The 19,647-nt window shown below is 70.2% G+C and carries 20 protein-coding genes and 1 other RNA gene; 17 read left to right on the top strand and 4 right to left on the bottom strand.

What is annotated here, in order from left to right:
- Positions 1-51: 51 nt before the first annotated feature.
- The gene (locus tag JHE00_RS32015; RefSeq protein ID WP_200325419.1) at positions 52-930 is read right to left on the bottom strand and encodes a fructosamine kinase family protein; all 879 of its coding nucleotides are present in this window, start codon (positions 928-930) and stop codon (positions 52-54) included.
- Entirely contained in the window at positions 927-1,385 is a 459-nt protein-coding gene (locus JHE00_RS32020; RefSeq protein WP_200325422.1) for a low molecular weight protein-tyrosine-phosphatase, read from the bottom strand. Before JHE00_RS32020 ends, JHE00_RS32015 begins: the two co-directional genes overlap by 4 nt.
- A gap of 154 nt (positions 1,386-1,539) precedes the next feature.
- On the opposite strand from JHE00_RS32020, the gene JHE00_RS32025 reads away from it, so the two are divergent.
- Genes JHE00_RS32025 through JHE00_RS32045 form a run of 5 tightly spaced genes read left to right on the top strand, consistent with a single transcriptional unit; the run spans position 1,540 to position 5,630 of the window.
- A complete protein-coding gene (locus JHE00_RS32025) occupies positions 1,540-2,982 on the top strand; it encodes a sensor histidine kinase (RefSeq protein ID WP_230425333.1) in 1,443 nt (480 codons plus the stop codon).
- A gap of 51 nt (positions 2,983-3,033) precedes the next feature.
- Positions 3,034-3,450: a roadblock/LC7 domain-containing protein gene (locus JHE00_RS32030; RefSeq protein WP_200325426.1), complete on the top strand. Its 417-nt coding sequence runs from the start codon at positions 3,034-3,036 to the stop codon at positions 3,448-3,450.
- Positions 3,450-3,809, top strand: coding sequence for a DUF742 domain-containing protein (locus tag JHE00_RS32035; protein ID WP_200325545.1), 360 nt, complete (start codon positions 3,450-3,452; stop codon positions 3,807-3,809). Before JHE00_RS32030 ends, JHE00_RS32035 begins: the two co-directional genes overlap by 1 nt.
- Positions 3,790-4,398 carry a GTP-binding protein gene (locus JHE00_RS32040; protein WP_230425334.1) on the top strand — a complete coding sequence of 203 codons (609 nt, stop codon included), beginning with the start codon at positions 3,790-3,792 and terminating at the stop codon, positions 4,396-4,398. Before JHE00_RS32035 ends, JHE00_RS32040 begins: the two co-directional genes overlap by 20 nt.
- Positions 4,395-5,630, top strand: coding sequence for a cytochrome P450 (locus JHE00_RS32045; protein WP_200325428.1), 1,236 nt, complete (start codon positions 4,395-4,397; stop codon positions 5,628-5,630). Before JHE00_RS32040 ends, JHE00_RS32045 begins: the two co-directional genes overlap by 4 nt.
- Here the strand turns inward: JHE00_RS32045 and JHE00_RS32050 are convergent.
- The gene (locus JHE00_RS32050) at positions 5,596-6,831 is read right to left on the bottom strand and encodes a cytochrome P450 (protein WP_200325430.1); all 1,236 of its coding nucleotides are present in this window, start codon (positions 6,829-6,831) and stop codon (positions 5,596-5,598) included. The two genes, JHE00_RS32045 and JHE00_RS32050, sit on opposite strands and share 35 nt — an antisense overlap.
- Positions 6,832-6,956: 125 nt before the next feature.
- Between JHE00_RS32050 and JHE00_RS32055 the strand changes: the two genes are divergently transcribed.
- The 4 genes from JHE00_RS32055 to rnpB all read left to right on the top strand — a co-directional run bounded on the left by JHE00_RS32055 (position 6,957) and on the right by rnpB (position 10,024).
- Positions 6,957-7,775, top strand: coding sequence for a Nif3-like dinuclear metal center hexameric protein (locus JHE00_RS32055; RefSeq protein ID WP_200325432.1), 819 nt, complete (start codon positions 6,957-6,959; stop codon positions 7,773-7,775).
- Entirely contained in the window at positions 7,772-8,509 is a 738-nt protein-coding gene (locus JHE00_RS32060; RefSeq protein ID WP_200325434.1) for a zinc ribbon domain-containing protein, read from the top strand. Before JHE00_RS32055 ends, JHE00_RS32060 begins: the two co-directional genes overlap by 4 nt.
- Complete coding sequence (locus JHE00_RS32065; RefSeq protein ID WP_200325436.1) at positions 8,506-9,615, top strand: bifunctional RNase H/acid phosphatase; 1,110 nt, start codon at positions 8,506-8,508, stop codon at positions 9,613-9,615. The genes JHE00_RS32060 and JHE00_RS32065 overlap by 4 nt, the downstream gene beginning before the upstream one ends.
- A gap of 35 nt (positions 9,616-9,650) precedes the next feature.
- An RNA gene (gene rnpB / locus JHE00_RS32070) (RNase P RNA component class A) lies at positions 9,651-10,024 on the top strand.
- A gap of 19 nt (positions 10,025-10,043) precedes the next feature.
- On the opposite strand, the gene arsM is transcribed toward rnpB, so the two are convergent.
- On the bottom strand, positions 10,044-10,814 hold the full coding sequence (arsM, locus tag JHE00_RS32075; protein ID WP_200325438.1) for an arsenite methyltransferase: 771 nt from the start codon (positions 10,812-10,814) through the stop codon (positions 10,044-10,046).
- 111 nt (positions 10,815-10,925) lie between these two features.
- On the opposite strand from arsM, the gene JHE00_RS32080 reads away from it, so the two are divergent.
- The 8 genes from JHE00_RS32080 (at position 10,926) to JHE00_RS32115 (ending at position 19,644) form a co-directional block, all read left to right on the top strand.
- Positions 10,926-11,273 (top strand): ArsR/SmtB family transcription factor, encoded by a 348-nt coding sequence (locus JHE00_RS32080; protein WP_200325440.1) that lies wholly within the window; start codon positions 10,926-10,928, stop codon positions 11,271-11,273.
- On the top strand, positions 11,270-12,010 hold the full coding sequence (locus JHE00_RS32085) for an aquaporin (protein ID WP_200325547.1): 741 nt from the start codon (positions 11,270-11,272) through the stop codon (positions 12,008-12,010). Before JHE00_RS32080 ends, JHE00_RS32085 begins: the two co-directional genes overlap by 4 nt.
- Before the next feature lie 8 nt (positions 12,011-12,018).
- A complete protein-coding gene (locus tag JHE00_RS32090; RefSeq protein WP_200325549.1) occupies positions 12,019-12,414 on the top strand; it encodes an arsenate reductase ArsC in 396 nt (131 codons plus the stop codon).
- Positions 12,415-12,505: 91 nt separating this feature from the next.
- On the top strand, positions 12,506-13,375 hold the full coding sequence (locus JHE00_RS32095) for an SCO6745 family protein (protein WP_200325442.1): 870 nt from the start codon (positions 12,506-12,508) through the stop codon (positions 13,373-13,375).
- 501 nt (positions 13,376-13,876) lie between these two features.
- Positions 13,877-14,143, top strand: coding sequence for a hypothetical protein (locus JHE00_RS32100; protein ID WP_200325444.1), 267 nt, complete (start codon positions 13,877-13,879; stop codon positions 14,141-14,143).
- Between the two features lie 15 nt (positions 14,144-14,158).
- Entirely contained in the window at positions 14,159-14,674 is a 516-nt protein-coding gene (locus tag JHE00_RS32105; protein ID WP_200325446.1) for a hypothetical protein, read from the top strand.
- 3 nt (positions 14,675-14,677) lie between these two features.
- Positions 14,678-17,557 carry an ATP-binding protein gene (locus JHE00_RS32110; RefSeq protein WP_200325449.1) on the top strand — a complete coding sequence of 960 codons (2,880 nt, stop codon included), beginning with the start codon at positions 14,678-14,680 and terminating at the stop codon, positions 17,555-17,557.
- Entirely contained in the window at positions 17,554-19,644 is a 2,091-nt protein-coding gene (locus JHE00_RS32115; RefSeq protein WP_200325452.1) for a magnesium transporter, read from the top strand. Before JHE00_RS32110 ends, JHE00_RS32115 begins: the two co-directional genes overlap by 4 nt.
- Positions 19,645-19,647 lie beyond the last annotated feature (3 nt).

Here is a 19,647-nt window from a genome sequence, read left to right on the forward strand (position 1 = left end):
CTCCGCGCAGCAGCCCGCGTCGGCGTGACCGAGCGTGATCGGCCCGGCAGGCTAGACGCGCAGTGCCGTGCTCGCCGCGGCCAGGGCTTGACGCGCGTACCCGCCGCCGAACAGCACGGTGTGCACCAGCAGCGGGAACAGCTGATGCAGCGGCACCCGGCTCGCCCAGCCGTCGGCCAGCCGCGAGCCCGCGTCGACGGCCGCCTCGGCGTAGGCGCCGAGGACGTGGTCGAGCAACGGCGTGCCGAACAGGCGCAGCATCGCCAGGTCGGTCTCGCGGTGCCCGCCGTGCGCGGCCGGGTCGAGCAGCCACACGCGGCCGTCGCCGCCCCAGTGCACGTTGCCGCTCCACGCGTCACCGTGCAGCCGCGCGGGCGGCTCCGGCTCGGGCACGAGGTCGGGCAGCTTGGCGCAGACCTCGCCGAACACGGCGGCCTGTTCTGTGGTGAACAGCCCGTCGTCCACCGCCGCGCGCACGTAGGGCTCCACCCGCTCGCCCGCGTAGAAGCTCGCCCAGTCCTCGTGCGGCTCGTTGCGCATGGGGGCCAGCCCGATCCACGCGTCGGCGGGACCCTCCGGCGGCGGCGAGCCGAACGCGGGCGCGCCGCGCAGGTGCAGCGCCGCGAGGCCCCTGCCGAACGCCTCGGCGGCCTCGACGCTCGCCGCGCCCGGCGCAACGTAGTCGAGCAGCAACCACTCGTCGTCGGCGCCGCGCACCGCGGGCACCGGGACGTCGCCGGACTCGGCCAGCCAGCGCAGTCCCGCGGCCTCGGCCGCCACCGCCGCCTCGCCGCTGCCGCGCTTGGCCACCACCTGCCCGCCGCCGGACAGCGTCACCAGCTCGGCGCCGCCGAGCGAGTGGGTGCGACCGGGCTCGACCCCGAGCAGCCGCGACACCGCCGCCCTCGCGTCCGCCACGTCGCCGGTCATCGGTCCTCGGAGACCCGGTCGAGCAGGCCGGGCACCGCGCGCTCGATCATGCCGAGCACGTCGGCGAACCCGTCGCCGTCGCCGTAGTAGGGGTCGGGCACCTCGGAGCCCGGCGGTGCCGTCGGATCGAAGTCGCGCAGCAGCACGACCTTCTCCGGATCGTCGACCACGGCGCGCACGTCGCGCAGATGCCCCTCATCCGCGACCAGGAACAGGTCGGCGTCGAGGTGCTGTTCACCGAGCTGCGCCGCGACGTGGCCGTCGTCGTAGCCGTGGGCGCGCAGTGTCGCGCGCGCCCGTGGGTCGGCCGGTTCGCCGGCGTGCCACGGACCAGTGCCCGCGCTGCTCACGCGGACCGCATCGGAAAGTCCCGCCGCGCGGAGCTGCTCGCGGAAGACGCTCGCCGCCATCGGCGAGCGGCAGATGTTTCCGGAGCACACGAAACAAACGTGCATGCCCACAGTGTGCCCAAGCGCTCGGTTCCCCGAACGAGGGGACACACCCGGTGCGAGCCCTAGCCGCCGGGTCTGCGAACGTACTAAGCTCCCGATCTCGTCAACAGCCCGAGTCTCGCCCTTGTTGGCGGGAGCAAGCAGACACCACAGGTCATTGGGGGCTCCCATTTCCCTGTCCACCGCGAACCGCGTCAACGACGAGCGATCGCCGCTCAACCGGGCCTTGCTCGTCCTTCTCGCCACGGTGCTCGTCACGGGTGGAGCGTGGCTGTGGATCACCCTCGAGACGTCCGCCGCCGACCGGGTTCCGGTCGCCGTGGCCGGAGGGGTCACCGCCGCTCTGCTCTGTGCCGCCGCATTCCTGGCCGCACTGCGCCACCACCAGATCCGTACCGCCACCGATGAGGTCGCCGAGCTGAGGGCCGAGCTCGACCGGCTCGCCGACGACACCCTGCCCGCCGCGGCCCGCAGGCTGCGCGAGGGCGCATCGGCCGACACCGTATTTACTGAAATTCCCTTGCCAGGCAACGAAACTCACGAACGCATCCTGCGCACTCTCACCAAGGAGATCAGCGTCGGGCACCGGCAGCGCGCCGCCGCGATGGCGGCCTGCGCCAACGCCGCGGGCCGGGTGCAGGCGCTCGCGACGAGCATGCTCGCCGACCTCCGCGAGATGGAGAACCGGCATTCCGAGGAAGTCCTCGGCGACCTGCTCAAACTCGATCACAGCACCGCGCAGGCGGGCCGCCTCGCCGACAGCATCGCCGTGCTCACCGGAGCGCGCTCCGGCAGGCGCTGGACCAAGCCAATCGTCATGGAGAGCATCCTGCGCGGCGCCATGGGCCGCATCAGGGCCTACCAGCGCGTGCGCATCCACTCGGCCAGCACCTCCGCGATCGTCGGCTACGCCGCCGAGGACGTGATGCACGCGCTGGCCGAACTGATGGACAACGCCACCAAGTTCTCCGCGCCGTCGGAGGAGGTCCACGTCTACGTCGAGGAGCTGCACACCGGCCTCGTCGTGACCATCGAGGACGGCGGGCTCGGCATGAAGCCGCAGGCGCTCGAGCGGGCCAAGACAGCGGTCTCGACCAGTGAGACACTGGACCTGACCAAACTGTCGGGCACCCGGCTCGGCCTCGCCGTGGTCGGTTGTCTCGCGCGCAAGCACGACCTGCACGTGTTCTTCCGCCCGTCGTCGCGCGGCGGAACCGGTGTGGTGGTGCGGGTTCCGAACCAGCTCGTCACCCAGCAGCGGCAGGAGTTCCCCGACACGGCGCCGCAGCCCGCGGTCCCGGCGGCGAACCCGGTCAGGCAGGCCTTCGCGAGTGCCACGCACGCCGCACCGGCGCAGGACACGATGACCGCGGTGCTCGACGGCGAGCAAAGCCAGGCACCGCAACGATCCCTGCCCAAGCGCCGCCGGGGACAGACACTGGCGAACTCGGGGCAGCCGACGCCCGCGCCGAGGCCGCAGCACCCGCCCAAGCCTCGCACCGACGCCGGTGCGCGGTTCGGCGCCTTCCGCCAGGGCACCTCGCGCAACCACCGGCCGGACCAGGGCCCGGCGTCCCCCTCCGCCAACCCCGACAGCTGAGCCTAGACAGATTGGAGTGAGGGGCGGTGTTCGTGCGCCCCGGAAATCCCGATGACCACGACGAACCCGAATCTCGAGTGGTTGCTGGAGAACCTGGTGGAAAGCACGCCGGGCGCCAACCACGCACTGGTGCTGTCCAGGGACGGCCTGAAGCTGTGTCACACCCGCGCGCTCGGCATCGACAGGGCCGACCAGCTCGCCGCCATCGCCGCGGGCGTGCAGGCGCTGTCGCAGAGCGCGTCGGTGGAGTTCGGTGACGGCACGGGTGGTGTCCGCCAGTCCATGACGGAGTTCCACGGCGGCGTGCTGTTCATCGTCGAGGCCGGCGAGGGCGCGCACCTCGCCGTACTCGCGTCCGAGGACGCCGACGTCGGCCTGATCGGCCACAAGATGGACGAGCTGGTGGAGCAGATCGGCGCGTTCCTCACCTCGCCGCCCCGGCACCCGCGGCACAGCCAGCCCGCATGATGGTCCGCGGGGCAGTCGACAGCGAGGACCCGGACCGGCTCTACACCGTCACCGGCGGCCGCAGCAGGGCCGAGTCCCGCGACCTCGACCTCGTCACCCTGATCGTCAGCGAGGCCGACGCGGCCACCGGCATCCAGTCCGAGCACGCCAGGATTCTGCGGATCTGCCGGTTCCCGACCGCGGTCGTGGAGATCGCCTCCGAGCTCGCGCTGCCCGTGAGCGTCGTGAAGATCCTCGTGTCCGACCTGCTCGAGTCGGGTCAGGTCTCCGCTCGCCATCCCACGGCGCCCCGCGCCAGCGCCGAACTCCCGGATCCCGCATTCCTCAAGAAGGTGCTCGTTGGACTCCACAATCTCTGATGAAACCACCAGGACGCCACTGCCGAGCACGGCCATGGAGGGCCTCAAGATCGTGGTGGTGGGCGGCTTCGGCGTCGGCAAGACGACCATGGTCCGTTCGGTCAGCGAGATCCGTCCGCTGAACACCGAGGAGACCATGACCCAGGCCGGACTCGGGATCGACAACACCGGCGGCGTCGCCGACAAGACCACCACCACGGTCGCGTTCGACTTCGGCCGGATCAGCCTCAGCGAGCAGCTGGTGCTCTACCTGTTCGGCGCGCCGGGCCAGGAACGGTTCTGGTTCCTGTGGGACCGGCTCTTCGCCGGAACCCTCGGCGCCGTCGTGCTCGTGGACACGCGCAGGCTCGAGGACTCGTGGTACGCGATCGACCGGCTGGAGCACCACGGAACGCCGTTCATCGTGGCGCGCAACAACTTTCCCGGCGCGCAGCACGGCCTGGAAGAGGTGCGCGACGCACTCACGCTGTCCCCGGACGTGCCACTGATCGACTGCGACGCCCGCAGCCGCGAGTCGGCCAAGAACGTCCTCATCACCCTCGTCAACCACCTCTACGCGCTCTCGTCAGCCAGGGAGACCGCCTCATGACCGACGTCCCACCCGCACACCACGCCGGGCCCGTGCGGCTCTACGGGCCGCAGTTCCAACAGGACCCGGCCGCCCTCTACACCGAGATCAGGAACACCCATGGTCCGGTCGCGCCGGTGCTGCTCGACGGCGACGTGCCCGCGTGGTTCGTCTGCGGCTACCGCGAGATCCACCAGGTCACCAGCGACTCGCAGCTGTTCGCCCGCGACACGCGGCGCTGGAACATGTGGGAGCACGTGCCCGCGGACTGGCCGCTGCTGCCCTACGTGGCGCACAACCCGTCGGTGATGTTCACCGAGGGCACCGAGCACCAGCGCAGGGCGGGAGCCATCGGCGACGCGCTCGGTGCGTTCGACCAGTTCGAGCTGTCGCAGTACTCGGAGCGGGTCGCCGACGCCCTCATCGACGCGTTCGCCGCCAGGGGCGAGGCGGACCTGATGGCGCAGTTCGCGTCGCGGATCCCGCTCAACGTCATCGCGCAGATGTTCGGCATGCCGGAGTCGCAGACCCCGGAGCTGGTGCGCGACATCTCGGAGTCGCTCGACACCGGGCCGGGCGCCGCCGACGCGTACATGCGGGTGCAGAAGGCGATGGCGGGGCTGCTCGACACCAAGCGCTCGATGCCGGGAGCCGACATCCCGTCGTACCTGCTCGAGCACGATGCCGAACTCACCGACGACGAGATCGTGCAGGACCTGCTGGTGGTCACGGCGGCGGCTCAGCAGCCGACGGCGAACTGGATCGGCAACACGATCCGGCTGATGCTCACCGACGAGCGGTTCGCGCTCACGCTCGCGGGCGGCAGGGAGAGCGTCGGCCAGGCACTCAACGAGGTGCTCTGGCACGACACCCCGACGCAGAACTTCATCGGCCGCTTCGCGACCCGCGACACGCAGCTGGCAGGCATGCGCATCAGGACCGGCGACATGCTCGTGCTCGGACTGGCCGCCGCGAACGCCGACCCGAAGGTGCGCCTGGACTCACCCGCCTCGGCGGGCAACCACGCCCACATGTCGTTCGGGCACGGCGAACACGGCTGCCCCTACCCGGCGCCCGAGGTGGCCGAGGTGATGGCGAGGACCACCGTCGAGGTGCTGCTCGACCGGCTGCCGGACCTCACACTCGCCGTCCCGGCCGAGGAGCTGCGGTGGCACCCCTCGGTGTGGATGCGAGGTCTCGGCAGCCTGCCGGTGCGGTTCACGCCGACGTACGTACCCGTGGAGTTGGGCTGAACCGGACCGGCAGCGATGCCGGTCCACGCGTGAACACGCCCTGTTCGGCCGGAGTCTCGTCGTCGGCGAGCTCCAGGTCGAGCAGGGCGTCGAGCAGCTGGGCCACGCCCACCTCCACCTCGCTCTTGGCGAGCAGCGCTCCCACGCAGAAATGCCTGCCGAGCGCGAAGGACACGTGTTGCGCCGCGGCGGAGAACGCCGTGCCGGTGGGCAGGTCCTCGCGGAAGATGTCGAACGTGTCGGGGTCGGTGAACCGGCTGGGGTCGCGGTTCGCCGCACCGATCAGGCACGTCACCGTGCTGCCCGCGGGCACCGTGCCGCCGCCGAGTTCCACGTCCTCGGCGGGCTGGCGCATGATCATGTGCACCGGCGGCGTGTAGCGCAGGGTCTCCGCGAACGCCCTCGGGATGAGCTCGTGGTCCTCGCGGACCGCCCGCAGCTGGTCCGGGTGCTCGAGCAGGTTCTTGATGATGCTGGCGATCGCCTTGTCCGTGGTCTCGCCGCCCGCGGCGAGCAGCAGGCTGACGAAGGCCTTGATGTCCTCGTCGCTCATGCTCTGGCCGTCGACCTCGGCGGCGCACAGTGTGGACAGCAGGTCGTCGCCGAGGTTCTCCCTGCGCTGCCTGATGATCGGGATCATGTACTCGGCGAGCTCGTCGCGCGTGTGCAGCCCGTCGGCGGCGATCGTCTCGTCCTGGCTCAGGTTGCCGAGGAACGCGATGATCGACGTGTACCAGCGCTGGAAGCGCGCGTGGGCGGAGCGGTCGAGGCCGAGCATGTCGACAATGACGTTGATGGGGAAGTGCCGCGCGTAGTCGTTGACGATGTCGGCGGTGCCACGTTCGCGGAAGCCGTCGATCAACTCGGCGGAGTTGCGCTCGATGACGGGCAGGAACTTCAGCTGTAGTTCCGTGCCGCGAAACGCGGGTGCCACCAGCGCGCGGCGGACGGCGTGCTCGCGTCCGCTCATCTGCAGGATCGTCTTGCCGTGTACGGGTTCCAGCTGCCAGTCGTAGTTGTCGGTGGTGAAAACGGGCTCCTTGAACGCCCTGGCCACGTCCTCGTAGCGGGACACGATGTAGCTCTGCATCGGTTCGTGCCAGATCAGGGGCGCGTCCTCGAGCATCAGCCGGTAGGCGGAGTAGGGATCTTCCGCGAACTCGGCGGAGAGAATGTCAGGTACTTCGCGAGCGGCGGTCATTGCGCTCCTCGGTCAGCCGGAAAATGACCGTCAGAGGCTAGCGATGATCTTGGTCGAGCTGGGTGGCCACGAGGCAAGTTCAGACGGTTGGCCTAAGGGGCTGGAGCGCATGCGAGGATCGGCGCATGTCCGTGACAGTCGCCGACGTCATCGCCGCGCTGGACGCGGCTTACCCCCGGGACCTGGCCGAATCGTGGGACGCGGTGGGTCTGGTCTGCGGTGATCCCGACGAGCCCGCCGAACGTGTGCTCGTGTGTGTCGATCCGGTGGCCGCCACCGTCGACGAGGCGGTCGAGCGGGGCGCGCGGCTGATCGTGGCGCACCACCCGTTGCTGCTGCGCGGGGTGCACGGGGTGGCTGCCGACTCGGTCAAGGGCTCGCTCGTGCATCGCATGATCAGGTCGGGCATCGCGTTGTTCTGCGCGCACACCAACGCCGACTCGGCCAACCCCGGTGTCTCCGACGCGCTCGCCGCGTCGATCGGCCTGACCGTGCGCCGCCCGCTCGCGCCGCACCCGCAGGGCGACACCGGCATCGGCCGGATCGGGGAGCTCCCCGAGGCGGAACCGTTCGCGCGCTTCGTCGAGCGCGTGGGCGCGGCACTGCCCCCGACCGCCGCCGGCGTCTACGGCGCGGGCGACCCCGATCGTCCGATCAGGACGGTCGCCGTCTCCGGCGGCGCCGGCGACAGCTACCTGGCCGCCGCGACCGAGGCGGGCGTCGACGCCTACGTCACCGCCGACCTCCGCCACCACCCCGCCGGAGAGCACCTCGAACAGCACGGACCCGCGCCCGCTCTGGTCGGCGTCACGCACTGGGCGAGTGAATGGCCGTGGTGCGGCCAAGCCGCCGGGGTGATCCGGAGTGCGGGTAACGTCGACGTTCACGTCTCCACGCGGTGTACCGACCCGTGGAACGTCCGAGCGAACGGGAGTACGAAGTGAAGGCAGACGCCGCCCTGCAGCGCCAGCTGCTCGACCTCGCCAAGGTCGACGCCGAGCTCTCCCGGGTGGCGCACCGGCGCCGGACCCTGCCCGAGCTGACCGAGATCACCGAGGCCGAGCAGGCCCTGCGCGAGCGCCGCGACGCGCTGGTCGCCGTGCAGACGACGGCATCCGACCTCGACCGAGAGGTACAGCGCCAGGAGCGCGAGGTGGAGTCGGTGCGAGCGCGTGCCGACCGCGACCGCAAGCTGATGGAGTCCGGCTCGGTGTCGGCCAAACAGCTCACCGACCTCGAACACGAGCTGGAGACGCTCGACCGGCGCCAGTCCGCGCTCGAGGACGACCTGCTCGAACTGATGGAGCGGCGCGAGGCGGTCGACCTCGACATGCAGCGCACGGGCGCCGAGGTGAGCAACGCCGAGCAGAAGCTCTCCGACGCGGCCAAGCGGCGTGACGAGGCGGTGGCCGACCTCGACGTCACGCAGAGCCGCCGTGAGGGCGACCGGGACGGCCTCGTCCCGAGGTTCCCCGCCGACCTGCTCGCCCTGTACGAGCGGGTGCGCGAGCAGAAGAGCATCGGAGCCGCGCTGTTGCGGTCGCGCCGCTGCGGGGCCTGCCAGCTCGAGCTCGACCGCGCCGCGATCGCCGAGATCAAGGCGGCCGCCGACGACGAGGTCGTCCGGTGCGACAACTGCGGCGCCATCATGGTGCGCACGATGGAGTCGGGTCTGTGACCGAGCACGTCGTCGTCGAGGCGGACGGCGGGTCGAGGGGCAACCCCGGGCCCGCGGGTTACGGCGCCGTCGTCAAGGACGCCGGCTCCGGCGACGTGCTCGCCGAGCGCAAGAAGGGCCTCGGCGTGGCCACCAACAACGTCGCCGAGTACAGCGGGCTCATCGCGGGACTCGAGGCCGCCAGGGACGTCGGTGCGTCCACTGTGGACGTGCGGATGGACTCCAAGCTCGTGGTGGAGCAGATGTCCGGGCGGTGGAAGATCAAGAATGCCGCCCTGCAGCCGCTCGCCGACCAGGCGCGCGAGCTGGCGGGGGCGTTCGCTCGCGTGCGCTACGAGTGGATCCCGCGGGCGCTCAACTCCCATGCCGACCGCCTCGCCAACGAGGCCATGGACGCGCAGGCGGGGGGCTCCGGCAAGGAGCCCTCCGCCGCGCCGAAGCAGGACCGCGTCAGCCCCACCGGCTGGACCGGCGCCACCGGTACCCCGACGCGGTTGCTGCTGCTGCGGCACGGCCAGACGGAGATGTCGGTCGACCGTCGCTACTCGGGCCGTGGTGACATCGGTCTGACCGAGCACGGCAGGTGGCAGGCGTCCTCGGCGGCCAAGCGGCTGGCCGGCATGGAGGGCTTCGGCGACGAGCCGCCCGTCGTCGTGGCGTCACCACTGACGAGGACGATGCAGACGGCCCAGGCCGTCGCCGACGCCGTCGGCACGCGCGTGAGCACCCTGCCAGGCCTGGTGGAGACCGACTTCGGCGAGTGGGAAGGGCTGACGTTCGCCGAGGCGTCGCGACGCGACCCCGACGTGCACGCCAGCTGGATGAGCGACACCTCGGTGCCCCCGCCCGGCGGAGAGAGCTTCGACCAGGTGCACAAGCGGGTGCGCGCGGCGGCCGACGAGCTGTTCGAGACCCACCCGGGCCGCACGGTCATCGTCGTCAGCCATGTCACGCCGATCAAGTCCCTGCTGCGAGTCGCACTCGAGGCGGGTCCCTCGCTGCTTTTCAGGCTGCACCTGGACCCGGCGTCGCTCTCGATCGCCGACTTCTACCCCGACGGCAACGCCTCGGTGCGGCTGGTCAACGACATCTCGCACCTCCGCTGATCGCGCGAGCGAAGGCGGTACCCTCTCCGGGTGGACGAGTTGGCAGGGCGGCCGCGACCTGAGTGGTCGAGGAAAGTCCGGACTCCGTAGGGCAGGGTGGTTGCTAACGGCAACCCGGGGTGACCCGCGGGACAGTGCCACAGAAAACAGACCGCCTCGCGGCAACGCGGGGTAAGGGTGAAACGGTGGTGTAAGAGACCACCAGCGTCCCGGGCGACCGGGACGGCTCGGTAAACCCCACCCGGAGCAAGGCCAAGAGGGAGCTCAGGCTCCTGCGCAGGCGTTCGAGGGTAGCCCGCCCGATGCCTGCGGGTAGGCCGCTGGAGCCTGCCGGCAACGGCAGGCCGAGATGGATGGCCGCCGCCCGCGTACGCGGGGACAGAATCCGGCTTACATGCCAACTCGTCCACCCACCCCCTCCCGCGGGGCTACGGCCTGCGTGGCTGGGCGGAGGCCGGTGTGGTCGCCCGGATGATGGCGGAGTGCATGCCGTCGGCGACGGAGTGGGTCGGCGTGATCTCGACGTCGGTGAACCCGGCCGCCTCGAGGCCGTTGCCGTACTCGGTGAAGGAGAGAGCTCCGGCGATGCAGCCGACGTAGTCACCGCGTTCGGCCCGCTCGGCAGGGGACAGGGCGTCGTCGGAGACGACATCGGAGATTCCGATCCGGCCGCCGGGTTTGAGGACGCGGAAGGTCTCGGCGAACACGGCGCGCTTGTCCGTGGACAAGTTGATCACGCAGTTCGAGATCACGACGTCGATGGTGTTCGCAGGCAGCGGGACCGCCTCGATGGTGCCCTTGAGGAAGTCGACGTTCGTGACCTCCGCCTTCGCGGCGTTGGCGAGCGCGAGGGCGAGCATCTCCTCGGTCATGTCCAGGCCGTAGACCTTGCCGGTCGGTCCGACCCGCCGGGCGGACAGCAGGACATCGATCCCGCCACCGGAACCCAGGTCGAGTACTCGCTCTCCGGGGTGCAGGTCGGCGACGGCGGTCGGGTTCCCGCAGCCCAGCGACGCGGCGACGGCGTCGGCGGGGAGCGTGCCGCGCTCGGTGTCGTCGTACAGCGCGACGCCGAAGTTCTCGTCGAGTTCGATCGGCTCCGGCGCGCAGCAACCTGCGCCACCTGTGGTCACCTGCACAGCGGCTTCGGCGTAGCGCTGCCGGACGGTCTCCCGCAGGTCTGCTGACTGCTGACTCATCACACACCCCTTGTCCTGCTGGTATCAGCGACTCGCCAACCAGCTTGTATCGACGTTTGTGGAAACAAGCTTGCGCCTTGTATCGAAAAACGTCAAGATAGACAGGTGTCGATGCAAGATTCTGGTTGCTGCGCCGGATTGGCTTCTGCGCCGCTGGGCGAGAGCGAGGCCGACGAGCTGGCGCGCGCGTTCAAGGCGCTGGGCGACCCGGTACGGCTACGGCTGTTGTCGATGATCGCGTCTCGTGAGGGCGGCGAGATCTGCGTCTGCGAACTCACGCCCGCTTTCGAGCTGTCGCAGCCGACGATCTCCCACCACCTCAAACTCCTGCGTCAGGCCGGACTCATCGCCAGCGAGCGGCGCGGGACGTGGGTCTACTACCGCGCGCTGCCTGCCGCGACGGATCGGCTGGCGGCACTGCTGGCCTCGTCCCCGCGGACCGTCGAGATCGGCGTGTGAGCACCTCACTCGCACGTCGGGCCGCCGCCGAAGCGCTCGGCTCGGCGGCGTTGGTCGCGGTGGTGGTCGGCTCGGGCATTCAGGCGAGCGAGCTCTCGTCCGACGCTGGTGTCCGGTTGCTGGCGAACTCCCTGGCGACCGTCCTCGGACTCGGGGTGCTGATCATCGTGTTCGGCCCAGTGTCGGGGGCGCATTTCAACCCGGTGGTGTCGCTGGCGGTGTGGTTCAGCGAGCGTCGTTCCGATGGTGGATTCTCGCTGCGTGACGTTGCTGTGTACGCGCCGGCCCAGATCGCCGGCGCCATCGGTGGGGCCGTGCTCGCGAACGCGATGTTCGCCGAACCGCTGGTGAGCTGGTCCACTCAGGATCGCTCGGGCGGGCACCTGTGGCTGGCGGAGGCGGTCGCCACCGCCGGGCTGCTGCTGGTGATCCTTGGTTTGGCACGCGCGAATCGTGCGCACCATGCGCCGCTCGCGGTGGCGTCCTTCATCGGTGCTGCCTACTGGTTCACCTCGTCGACCTCGTTCGCGAACCCGGCTGTCACCATCGGCCGGGCCTTCACCGACACCTTCGCCGGGATCGCACCCGGCTCCGTCCTGCCGTTCATCTGTGCCCAGTTCGCCGGTGCCGTGATCGCTCTCGGCGTCGTCGCGACCGTGTTCGCACGTCCGGCTCAGGCTGCGTACGACCCGGCCGTACGTGCTATCTCGCGGCCCGTGGAAAGGAGTGCCCCGTGAGTGCCCAGGTGCCTCGTCCGTCGGTCCTGTTCGTCTGCGTGCACAACGCAGGCCGCTCACAGATGGCCGCCGCCTTCCTGGCCCACGTGGCCGGAGATCGCGTGGTGGTGCGCTCGGCCGGTTCCGCTCCGGCGGACGCCGTCAATCCGACCGTGGTCGAGGCCATGGCCGAAGTGGGTGTCGACATCTCGGCCGAGGCACCGAAGGTGTTGACCGTCGACGCCGTGCGGGCATCGGACGTGGTGATCACCATGGGCTGCGGTGATGCGTGCCCGGTCTTTCCCGGCAAGCGCTATCTCGACTGGGCGGTAGGCGATCCCGCGGGTGAATCCATCGAGGCCGTTCGCCCCATCCGGGACGAGATATCGGAGCGGGTTCGGAGCCTGGTCGACGACATCGTGTAGTCGAGTGCTGGAGTCCGGAGTGCGGGACAGATCCGGTCCGCGGCCGACTCGTCCACCCCGCGGCCCGCCTCTCGCCGCTACGCTGCCTGCCATGGATCACGAAGAAGCCCGCGCTGTCGCGGCTCGCTGCAACCGTGCTCTCGAACCCCTCCACTCGATGGTCTACTTCGCACCGGAGGCAGAGCAGGCCTACACCGAACTGGGTCTTCCCGGTGGTCGGATGGGCTACTTCGCCAGCCGCGGAGCGCCACTCGGGCCGGTCGGTCCCGCCGTCGTCGCGGCGACGTTCTACAACTTCAATCCCGCGCTCGTCGCCAGGCACATCCCGAGCGCGTGGACCTTCGCGAGCCCCGAGGCGATCGTCGAGGCGCGGTTCCTGGCCGCGGGCGCGGCGCTGCGGCGGCTGCTCGGGCCGGAGCTCGCCGAGTCCGAGGCGCTGACCGAGCTCGCCGCACTCGTGCGCGAGGCCGCCGACGGCTGCGACGGTGACGGCAGGGTGCTCTACGCGGCCCATGCGGCGCTGGACTGGCCGGAGGATCCGGTACTGGTGTTGTGGCACGGAATCTCGTTGCTCCGGGAACACCGCGGCGACGGGCACATCGCCGCGCTCGTCGGTAACGGCCTCGGTGGGCTGCCCGCACTGATCACTCACTGCGCCACCGGCAAGGGTTTCATCCCCGATGTCGCGCGGAAGCTGCGTGGCTGGTCGGAGGACGAATGGGCCGCGGCCACCGACGAGCTGCGCGAGCAGGGACAGCTCGACGCCGACGGCGGGCTCACCGAACTCGGTCTCGCCACGCGGGAACGGATCGAGGAACAGACCAACGCCGCCGCCACGGGTCCATTTCGGTGGGTCGGTGCCGACAAGGCCGAGCGCATGCGGGAGCTGGGCAAGGAGCTGACCCGGCAGGTGCTCGCCAACGGAGCCTTCCCACCAGGGGTCTTCGCTCGGGGTAAGTGATCCGGCCCGGAAATCCCCACAACGGGCTAAGCGTCACGGAGAGTGCGCGAAACGCGGGGTGCGATTGTGCGCGCCGTAGTCGTTGTCGCTCTTTCGGTTGACGGAGATCGGGAGTGGTCCGGACAAGCGCAGTGACCTAGCGGAGCCCGCTTCTGCCGCCGATCGGGGCATGGTTCACTTGTCTCGCCATCATGAAGCGGTGAAAGCCCGTACTCACAGTGAGAAGGATCTACGCATGTGAGTGAGTCCATGCGCACACTAGGAAATCCGGGTGGACAGGGTTAATCCTGGACGCCGTTGCGGCGATGATGGAGGGCGGGCGAATTTCAGTGAGCGCGATCGTGACGGCAACGGAGCGGATGAGGCCGGGATGGCCGGCAGGCCTTTGACCGCTCTCTGTCGTCACGCCATGATGTTGTTCGAACACGGCAAGTGCTGGAACCTCTGTGTGGCACACACCAGTGTGTCGCGCACCACACTCCGGGCACTCGGGAGTACGCGATGACCACGATGACGCTTGCGGCACTGGCGCAAGGCGGAGAGCTCGGCACCGGCAACGTCCGGCAATGGCTCCTAGACAACATTGTCCCGCTGGTTCTGCTCGCGGTCGCACTGCTGCTGCTGTGGCTGGGCGGCGGCAAGGGCGACAACGCCGGCGTGATGCGCAGGCTCGCGGGTGTGGTGATCGCGCTCGCGATCATCGGGCTCGCGGTCAGCGGCCTCGGAGTCAACGTCGGCGAATGGATCGCCGGCCTGTTCACAGGCTGATCGGGAACCGCCCCAGTGCGTATTCGAACCGATGACGAGGTCTACCGGGTTGACGCGGTCTGGCTCGGTCCGCCCAAGGCCACGTTCCCGTGGCGCGCCCGCTATGTGGCGTGGGGCGTCGGGATCCCGCTCTTCCTGGTCACGCTGGGCGTCGAACGCCAACTCGGGTTCGGGTTCGGCTTCTTCACCACGGCGTGGGCATTCGTCATCACGATCGCCCTCACCCGGCTGATCACCTCGAAGATCAGCCACGAACGCCCGCTCGGCGCGGTGTTCGCCATGTGGATGAGGGAGTTGCAGGCGCCCCGCGAGAAGTCGGCGGGCACCGGCGGCGCCGCGAGCGCCAGCAAGATCAAGGTGCGCACCGATCGGCCGAGGCCGAAGCGAGCCAGGGGCACCGCCCGGCGCACAGGTCACCGCCCGGCAGGGCCGGGACGCGCTGTGAGCACGGCGAGCCCGGTCATCTACCCGTCACGAGAGACCACAGCACGAGCACGCCGCCGCCGTTCGTCGGCGCCGGTGGGGAGGTAGTCCTTGTTCGGTCGCGACCGCAGCCGGAACACCCAGCAGCCGGCACAGTCGAACCAGGCCGAAGGCGGCCGCCGGGGCAGGCGGCTGCCCGGTGAGCAGGCCATACCCACCTACACGCCCTCCATCGCGGCGCGCACGATCGACGGGCACCTGCTCCGCACCGGCCACGAGGTCTACGCCTGGTACCGGCTCGCGCCACAGCGCTGGTCGTTCCGTTCCGACTCGCAGCGCCGCGACCTGATCGCCGCGATCGCGGGCCAGTACGCCGAGCTCCAGGGCCGGTGGATGCACCTGCGCGTCACCACCAGGCCGTACCCCATCCGGATGTGGGCCGAGGCGCACGTGCACAACGCGCGCAACCGGCCTGGCGACGTCCCCGGCTCGCTGTCGTTCGACGACTACCTCGTCGGCGAGCAGCAGCAGCTCATGGGCCGTTCCATGGCGGAGAAAGAGGTCTACATCGGCATCCAGGTCCAGACCCGCCGGGTCGTGGACCGCGCCGTCGAGCGTGCGGCTCCGCTGCTGCGCAAGATCCTGCCCGAGGCCGTCGATGCCGAGCTGTCCGCGCTGGACTCCGAAGTGGAGCATCTCGACCAGGTCATCGGCTCGAGCGGGTTCGAGGGCAGGCCGGTGGACGCCGAGGAGATGTCCTGGCTGATGCACCGGTCGTGCTCGCTGGGCCTGCCCGCGCCGCGCAACCTGCCCGCCGTTCCCGGCGCCGCGTGGGAGCCGGAGGACCTCGCGAGTTTCACCGACGCCGCCGACTTCCACAGCGATCCCTACGCCCCGACGGTCACCGTGCGCGGCCGCACCGGCTCCAACGCGGGCGTCAAGCGCCACGTCGCGGTGCTGACCGTCGGCCAGATGCACGGCCTGCAGATCCCCGAGGTGGACGACCCGTGGGTGCAGCACGCCGACCGGCTGCCCGCGGCCGTGGAGTGGTCCGCGCGCATCTACGTGCGCAGGCCCGAGGAGGTCGCGGGCGAGCTTCAGCGCCAGATGAACAAGGTGCGCTCGCAGGTCAAGCACTACACCGACGAACACGAGCTGGAGCCGCCGCAATCGCTTGCGCGGCAGGCGTCGCGGGTCCTCGAGATCGACGACGAGATGACCACGGGCTTCACGGCGCTCGCCACCCGCGTGCGTTCGTGGTGGCGGCTGGCCGTCTCCGGACCCACCGAGCGCGAGGCGCTGCGGCTCGCCCAGCAGCTGCTCGACCTCTACAAGCCCAAGGTCGCCATCGAACACCCCGAGGCGCAGTACGCGCTGGCCAGGGAGTTCATCCCCGGTGAGCCGTTGTCGTCCGGTGCCTACATGCGCCGCGGCTCGGTGGTGTGGGCCGCGTCCACGGTGCCGACGGCGACCGCGGAGGTCGGCGACCGGCGCGGCATCCTGCTCGGCGAGACGTGCACGGCCACGCGCAGGCCGGTCGCGTGGGACCCGTGGATGGCGCAGGAGATCCGCGACGGATCCGGCCTCAGTGCCATGGTCGCGGGGCTCGGTGGCGGCAAGTCCTTCCTCGGCGGTGGCGTCGTCTACAAGACGCTGCGGGCCGGTGCGAGCTGGACGATCCTCGATCCCTCCGGGCCGCTGTCGAGACTGTGCGACCTACCCGAACTGCGGCCGTACGCGCGGCCGATCAACCTGCTCAACGCGCAGCCGGGCATCCTCAACCCGTACCGCGTGGTCGCAGAGCCGATGCTCGAGCACTTCATCGAGGACGAGGATCCCGAGCGCGCGTGGCGTCGCGAACGGGCGCTGGCCGGCGCGACCCGCCGCCGCCTCGTGCTCGACGTGCTCACCGGCGTGCTGCCCTACGACGTGGCCCGGATGCCGCAGACGCGCATCGTGCTCCTGCGTGCGGTGCGGACCGTCGGTGGCCGCTTCGACGCCGACCCCGGGCAGGTGATCGACGCCCTGCGCAGGGACTCCAGCGAGCACCACGAGCACGCGGTCGTGGTGGCGGACTTCCTCGACGAGCTCCGCGAGCGCATGTCGCTGCTGATCCCGGAGGCGGGCGAGGACCCGTACTCCGACACCCGCGACGACCGGCTCACCGTGCTCACGATGGCCGGACTGGCGCTGCCGAAGGAAGGCGTCGGGCGCGAGCACTGGACCGACGCCGAGGCGCTCGGTGTCGAGATGCTGAACCTCGCGGCCTGGCTCACCCAGCGCTCGGTGTACGAGAAGCCGAAGGACCAGCGCAAGGGCGTCTGGATCGACGAGGCCTTCTTCCTGTCCGAGGTGCCGACCGGCCGGGTGCTGATGAACCGCTTCGCGCGTGACTCGCGAAAGTGGAACGTCCGCGTGCTGCTGTCGTCGCAGATCCCCGCGGACTTCCTGCGGATCCAGGGCTTCGTCGCGCTGCTCGACTCGGTCTTCGTCGGCAGGCTGGACGACGACGACACCCAGTCCGACGCGCTGCGCCTGCTGAAGGTGCCGGTGGGCGTCGGCTACGAGCAGGTCGTGTCCGCGCTGGGCAGGCGTCCCGGAGCGCAGCGCGGCGTCGAACGCGACCGCGACCCGAGGCAGTTCATCTTCGCCGACGGCGCCGGTGGCGTGGAACGCATCCGGGTCGACTTCTCCGGCCCGCACCTGGAGCACCTGCGCGACGCGCTCGACACGACGCCGGGCTCGGTGCAGGAACGAACTCCCGCGAAGCCGCAGCGGCAGCAGGAGGAGCCCGGGCACCGCGCGCCGGAGCCCCCGATGCCGGAGGAGGACCTGGAAGAGGACCTCGAGCGCGCGGCCGAACTCGAGGTCGGCCTCACGGAGGAGCAGGTCCTCGACGACACGGTCGACGAACGGGCCCGTGAGCAGGACGGGGACAAGCAACCAGCAAGGGCGGGCAAGAACGGTGGCACCGGCCGGGACGCGGCATGAACACCGTGCTGACGTTGCTCGTCGTGTTCCTGTGCGCCTGGGGCTGGCACCGCGCACGGGACCGGCGGAAGCGAGGTGAGGGCCCCGGCCGGGGCCGCAAGAGACTCCCGGCCCTGATCGCCGCCATCGCGATGCTCGGCCTGCAGGCCGTCGTCACCGCACCCCCCGCCATGGCACAGGGCGGCGGTTGCGAGGCCCCGAACCCGGAACGCCCGGGCTCGGGCATGGTCGGCGCGATCGACCCGACCAAGGGACAGGGTGAGGCGGGCAGCGCCTACCTCGACTACGGCTATGCCGGCATGGTCTGGAACGTCTACGACTGCGACAACGGCGCGCTGGGCATCACCGATCCCAACACGACGGTCGACACGTGGGCCGGTAACCAGCTCTTCAACATCGGCAAGAACATCGTCGGCGCCACCAACTCGTTGCACTACACCGTGCTCGAGGGCGGTTTGCTGAACCCCATCTACAACGCGGTTTCCCAGGGCGCCGAAGCGGTCTACAACAACATCTACGCCCAACTCTTCGGGCTCGCGGCGCTGATCCTCGCGCTCATCATGTTCCGCAACATCTGGCGTGGCGACCTGTCCACGGTCAGCAAACGCGCCCTCCTCGCGATCGGCGGGCTCTGGCTCGCCGCGTCGTCGATGGCCCTGTTGCGCTACTACGACGAGATCGACCGCGCGATCGTTCAGACCACCACGAACATCCAGGCCGGGTTCGTCGATGAGACAGAGGACCGGGTCGTGCGCCACGTGCTGCCGACCGACCTGCACGACAAGGTCGTCTACGAGAACTGGCTTCGGGGCACGTTCGGTTCGCCGGAAGCACCCCAGGCCGAGCAGTTCGGCAGACCGCTGTTGGACGCACAGGCGTTCACCTGGGAACAGATGCGCGGCGGAGACGATGCCGACGAGAACGTTATCAACGGCAAGAAGGAAGAGTTCAAGAACATCTCCACGCAGCTGGGCCCAGCCGCCGGTTACTTCACCGGTGAGGACGGCAGCCGAACCGGCGCCGGTTTCCTCTCCATGCTGCAGAGCCTCGCGTACGCACTCTTCCAGCTGTTCGCCAAGGCTGCGGTGCTGCTCGCGCAGATCCTGGTGCGACTGTTCACGCTGACGGCACCGCTGATCGGCCTGGTCGCGATCCTGCACCACGACATCCTGCGCAGGGTCGGCAAGGTGATCGGCTCCGTGGCCTTCAACCTCATCGTGCTCTCGGTGCTCGCGGGCGTGCACGCGTTGCTGTTGCAGGCGATCTTCGCGGCAGGCAACTCCTTGTCGATGCTGACGCAGATGGCGCTCGCCGGGCTCGTGACGATTCTGCTCTTCCTCGTCGGCAGACCTGCGCGCAGGTTGTGGCAGATGGTCGAGATGTCCGTGAGCATGGTCGGGTCCGCGGTGCCGACTCCTCGCGGTGGCCTGTTCTCCCGACTACGCAAGAAGAGCGACGAACCCACACCGCAGGACGAGTTCTGGCGCAACGTCCGCGACGACGACGAGGCCGCCGGCGGAACGGCGACCCGAGGGCACGCGGGCGCCACGAACGGCGCCCGGTTCCGGCCGGAGGCCACCGTGTTCGCCAACTCGCAACGGCTCGATCCGGGCGGCAACGCGATCCACCCCGCGAGACACTGGCCAGGCCAGGTGGGTGGTGGCATGGACCAGCGGCCCGGTCTGCCCGCCGGTGGCAGCGCACCCGCAGGCGCGTTCTCCGAGTACACGCCCGGCCGCTCGCCCGGCGACTACATGGAGGCGCGCCCGGTGATGATGGCGAGCAGGCGGGTCGACACCGCGCCGGTCACCGACCGGGGCTGGGACCGGGAGGATCCCGATCCGCTCGTCGTGCCGTCGCGGATGGCGTCGACCGGCGTCGGAGAGCCCGCCGCGCAGGCGGCCAGGGAGATGCCGAACCCACCGCCGCCGCCTCCGCCAGGAGCCGCTGCCGCCGCGCCGCAGCAGCCGCGGCGCGTGGAGCCGGAACTCGTGGCAGGCAAGCCCGTGTTCGTGCTGTACCGGCCCTCGCGGGGGCTCGAGGTACGGGGCGACGACGCCCGCGACACCGACCACCTGGTGCGGTAGGGG

The sequence above is a fragment of the Prauserella cavernicola genome, from assembly GCF_016595675.1.
Classification (GTDB): domain Bacteria; phylum Actinomycetota; class Actinomycetes; order Mycobacteriales; family Pseudonocardiaceae; genus Prauserella_A; species Prauserella_A cavernicola.

What these genes read in the sequence shown, in the direction of transcription:
- arsM (WP_200325438.1), bottom strand. Translation starts at nt 10,814, where the DNA reads ATGAGTCAGCAGTCAGCAGACCTGCGGGAGACCGTCCGGCAGCGCTAC.
- JHE00_RS32030 (WP_200325426.1), top strand. Translation starts at nt 3,034, where the DNA reads ATGACCACGACGAACCCGAATCTCGAGTGGTTGCTGGAGAACCTGGTG.
- JHE00_RS32080 (WP_200325440.1), top strand. Translation starts at nt 10,926, where the DNA reads ATGCAAGATTCTGGTTGCTGCGCCGGATTGGCTTCTGCGCCGCTGGGC.
- JHE00_RS32115 (WP_200325452.1), top strand. Translation starts at nt 17,554, where the DNA reads ATGAACACCGTGCTGACGTTGCTCGTCGTGTTCCTGTGCGCCTGGGGC.
- JHE00_RS32100 (WP_200325444.1), top strand. Translation starts at nt 13,877, where the DNA reads ATGACCACGATGACGCTTGCGGCACTGGCGCAAGGCGGAGAGCTCGGC.
- JHE00_RS32095 (WP_200325442.1), top strand. Translation starts at nt 12,506, where the DNA reads ATGGATCACGAAGAAGCCCGCGCTGTCGCGGCTCGCTGCAACCGTGCT.
- JHE00_RS32020 (WP_200325422.1), bottom strand. Translation starts at nt 1,385, where the DNA reads ATGCACGTTTGTTTCGTGTGCTCCGGAAACATCTGCCGCTCGCCGATG.
- JHE00_RS32015 (WP_200325419.1), bottom strand. Translation starts at nt 930, where the DNA reads ATGACCGGCGACGTGGCGGACGCGAGGGCGGCGGTGTCGCGGCTGCTC.
- JHE00_RS32035 (WP_200325545.1), top strand. Translation starts at nt 3,450, where the DNA reads ATGGTCCGCGGGGCAGTCGACAGCGAGGACCCGGACCGGCTCTACACC.
- JHE00_RS32045 (WP_200325428.1), top strand. Translation starts at nt 4,395, where the DNA reads ATGACCGACGTCCCACCCGCACACCACGCCGGGCCCGTGCGGCTCTAC.
- JHE00_RS32055 (WP_200325432.1), top strand. Translation starts at nt 6,957, where the DNA reads ATGTCCGTGACAGTCGCCGACGTCATCGCCGCGCTGGACGCGGCTTAC.
- JHE00_RS32050 (WP_200325430.1), bottom strand. Translation starts at nt 6,831, where the DNA reads ATGACCGCCGCTCGCGAAGTACCTGACATTCTCTCCGCCGAGTTCGCG.